General features: G+C 71.7%; 1 protein-coding gene. It reads left to right on the top strand.

Annotation, left to right across the window (positions count from 1 at the left end):
- Positions 1–314, top strand: a 314-nt coding sequence (locus ACLBXP_RS25525; RefSeq protein WP_447670619.1) for an ABC transporter permease subunit, incomplete at both ends; no start/stop codon positions are given.

Genomic DNA, 314 nt, shown 5'->3' with positions numbered 1-314 from the left:
AGTCCCTGAACCTCGCCCTCGACACGCCGCTCCTCGTGCTCCTCAACACGCCGGCCCTCGTCATCACGGTGCTGGGCTACATCTGGGTCGGGCTGAACGAGGCGGCGGCGGTGCTGGCGGTCGTCCTCAACAAGCTGCCGAACGTCGCCGTGATCGTGCGCGAGGGCGCCCGCGGCCTCGACCCGGGCCTGGAGGAAATGGCCCGGCCCTACCGGTTCGACCGGCGCACCTGGGTGGCCCACGTGCTGGTGCCACAGCTGCAGCCCTTCGTGGTGGCGGCCGCCCGCTCCGGGCTCTCGCTCGCCTGGAAGATC

The organism is Methylobacterium sp. A54F (assembly GCF_053346035.1).
The sequence above is the reverse complement of the archived record's forward strand: the minus strand, read 5'-3'. Positions and strand labels throughout refer to the sequence as shown.